At 45.5% G+C, this 2,525-nt stretch carries 3 protein-coding genes and 1 pseudogene; all 4 read left to right on the forward strand.

From position 1 onward, the window contains the following. A pseudogene (locus A3738_RS13225) lies at nucleotides 1-449 on the forward strand (bifunctional 3,4-dihydroxy-2-butanone-4-phosphate synthase/GTP cyclohydrolase II); the annotation flags it as partial. Between the two features lie 25 nt (nucleotides 450-474). Then, on the forward strand, nucleotides 475-951 hold the full coding sequence (gene ribE / locus A3738_RS13230) for a 6,7-dimethyl-8-ribityllumazine synthase (protein ID WP_068478606.1): 477 nt from the start codon (nucleotides 475-477) through the stop codon (nucleotides 949-951). Continuing rightward, nucleotides 951-1,418 (forward strand): transcription antitermination factor NusB, encoded by a 468-nt coding sequence (nusB, locus tag A3738_RS13235; protein WP_068478603.1) that lies wholly within the window; start codon nucleotides 951-953, stop codon nucleotides 1,416-1,418. Before ribE ends, nusB begins: the two co-directional genes overlap by 1 nt. A 35-nt stretch (nucleotides 1,419-1,453) precedes the next feature. Next, nucleotides 1,454-2,419: a thiamine-phosphate kinase gene (gene thiL, locus A3738_RS13240; protein ID WP_068478599.1), complete on the forward strand. Its 966-nt coding sequence runs from the start codon at nucleotides 1,454-1,456 to the stop codon at nucleotides 2,417-2,419. Nucleotides 2,420-2,525 lie beyond the last annotated feature (106 nt).

Genomic DNA, 2,525 nt, shown 5'->3' on the forward strand with positions numbered 1-2,525 from the left:
GTGATTTTCAGCTGATTACCTACAAAGATACTTTGCAAGGCGATGTGCATATGGCTTTCGTGTTGGGTGATGTAGATCAGGTTGATGCGCCAATAGTACGTGTTCAATACCCTGACATACTGCGTGACACAATTGGTGTACGAAAAGAAGGTTCTCAATCTTGGTCGGTGCAAAACTCGCTAGCAAAAATTGCTGAAGCAGGCGCTGGTGTATTGGTGCTGTTAGGTGATTCATACGAAGCCTCAATGGAAGACCGCTTGGTTGAGTTTTTTAACTCATCTTCTCCCCAATCAGGTGGGCAAGGTGCGTATTTGACGGTTGGCACAGGCTCGCAAATATTGCGTGATTTGGGCGTTCATAAAATGCGCTTGCTCGCGCCAGAGATGAAGTTTTCGGCGCTGTCGGGCTTTGATCTTGAAGTAACAGAATTCATTCCGTACAACGGATAAAACAGCTAATTAAAGAGTAAAAAAGATGCGAAATATCAAAATTCATGAAGGTGACTTTAAAGAAGTTTCAGGTAAGTTTGCCTTAGTAGTTGGTCGTTTTAATGCTTTCGTTGTGGAAAGTTTGGTAGAAGGTGCGATTGACGCGCTTGTACGTCAAGGTATTGCGGAAGAAGATATTGAAATCTTCCGTGTTCCTGGTGCGTTTGAGCTTCCGCTAGCAGTTCAGCGTGTGGCTAAAACGGGTCAATTTGACGCTATTGTCGCGCTTGGAGCAGTGATTCGCGGTGGTACACCACACTTTGAGTACGTGGCAGGTGAATGTACAAAAGGAATTAGCGCTGTTTCATTAGAGACTAATCTACCTATTGCCTTTGGCGTATTGACTGTCGATAGCATCGAACAAGCGATTGAGCGTTCAGGCACGAAAGCTGGCAACAAAGGTGCGGAAGCAGCGATGTCAGCATTAGAAATGCTTACCTTGTTTAAAAACGCAGGTATTTAATGAGCGAATTTGATTCTAGTGTGCCTAAGAAGGTCACTACATCTCAGCGTAAGAGAGCGCGAACACTAGTGCTCCAAGCGCTTTATCAATGGCAGTTGGGCCATTCTAGTACGTCTCAGATAGAAGCGGAGTTTCGTACTGATAATGACTTCGGAAAGATCGATCAAGCTTATTTCGAGCAAGTGTTTCGAACGATTCCAAGTTCTACCAATGAACTAGATCAACAATATGAAGTGTTGCTAGACCGTGCCTTAGAAGAGGTCGACCCAATTGAGCTGGCTATTTTACGTATTGGTACGTTTGAGCTAATGCATCGCATCGATATTCCTTTGGGGGTTGTGATCAACGAAGCGATTGAACTCGCAAAAGAGTTTGGCGGTACAGATGGTCACAAGTATGTGAATAGCATATTGGACAAGTTAGGTAATAAGCTGCGTTCTGCTGAAGCCAGTGCGCAACGCAAATAGCAATTTAATGCTGGGGTGGTTAGGACAATCTACACATGAACTCTCGTTTAAGGAAAAGCCGCGAGTTTGATCTAATCACTTCTTTGTTTTCTAAAAGTCGCGCTCCGTCGTTTGATCTTGGGATAGGCGATGATGCTGCGGTGTTTTCACCTCCTTCAAACCAGTCTCTCGTGTTGTCGATAGATACCTCGGTTGAGGGACGGCATTTTCCAGCTGGTTTCCCTCCCGAATTCATTGCTAAACGAGCACTGGGTTCTGCGCTCAGCGACATAGCCGCAATGGGAGCCCAGCCACATCATTTTACTATAGCTTTAACACTGCCAGAGTTCGATACGGTTTGGTGCGAGCGATTTTCTACAGGCTTATATGATCTGGCCGAGCAATTTAATATTTCGCTAGTTGGTGGCGATACGACTAAAGGGCCTCTGACAATTAGTATTCAGGTGCATGGCTTAGTCGATAAAGGTAACTATTTAACTCGATCCTCCGCATCGCCCGCGGATTTAATTTTTGTATCAGGTTGCTTGGGTGATGCGCATGCGGGTCTGCTATTAGCGTTAGAAGGCAAAGAGTTAACTGAGCCATACCAACAAGCATTATTTGAAAGCTTTGCTTCGCCAACGCCTCAGATAGCGCTTGGCATGGCAGTTAATGGGCTAGCGAGTTCAGCGCTTGATGTTTCAGATGGTCTACTGGCTGACTTAGAGCATTTGTGCTGTGCCTCGGGCTTGTCGGCCGAACTAGAGTTAAGTGCGGTGCCATTGTCAGATGATTTGCTGAAATATAGAGATTATGACTTTGCAATGCAGGCAGCATTAAATGGCGGTGATGACTATCAGTTACTCATCACGGCTTCTTCAGATAAGCGTCAACGACTGTTAGAGCTAGGGTTTATTGAAATCGGCGCGATGTTAGCGGATGAGGGCAGCGTGTTGTCAGCAAAGTTAAATGGGGAGTCTGTGGCTCTGCCGGAAAAACGAGGCTTTGATCATTTTGAGTGATAAAAAAATTCCCTTACGCCTTTTGAAAGACCCCCGTTGCTTATTGGCATTTGGTTTTGGCAGTGGCTGCGCATCGAAAGCACCTGGGACTTTTGGTACATTGGCA

This window comes from Oleiphilus sp. HI0066 (assembly GCF_001635725.1).

Coding starts and splice junctions, on each gene's coding strand:
- ribE (WP_068478606.1), top strand. CDS start 475: ATGCGAAATATCAAAATTCATGAAGGTGACTTTAAAGAAGTTTCAGGT.
- nusB (WP_068478603.1), top strand. CDS start 951: ATGAGCGAATTTGATTCTAGTGTGCCTAAGAAGGTCACTACATCTCAG.
- thiL (WP_068478599.1), top strand. CDS start 1,454: ATGAACTCTCGTTTAAGGAAAAGCCGCGAGTTTGATCTAATCACTTCT.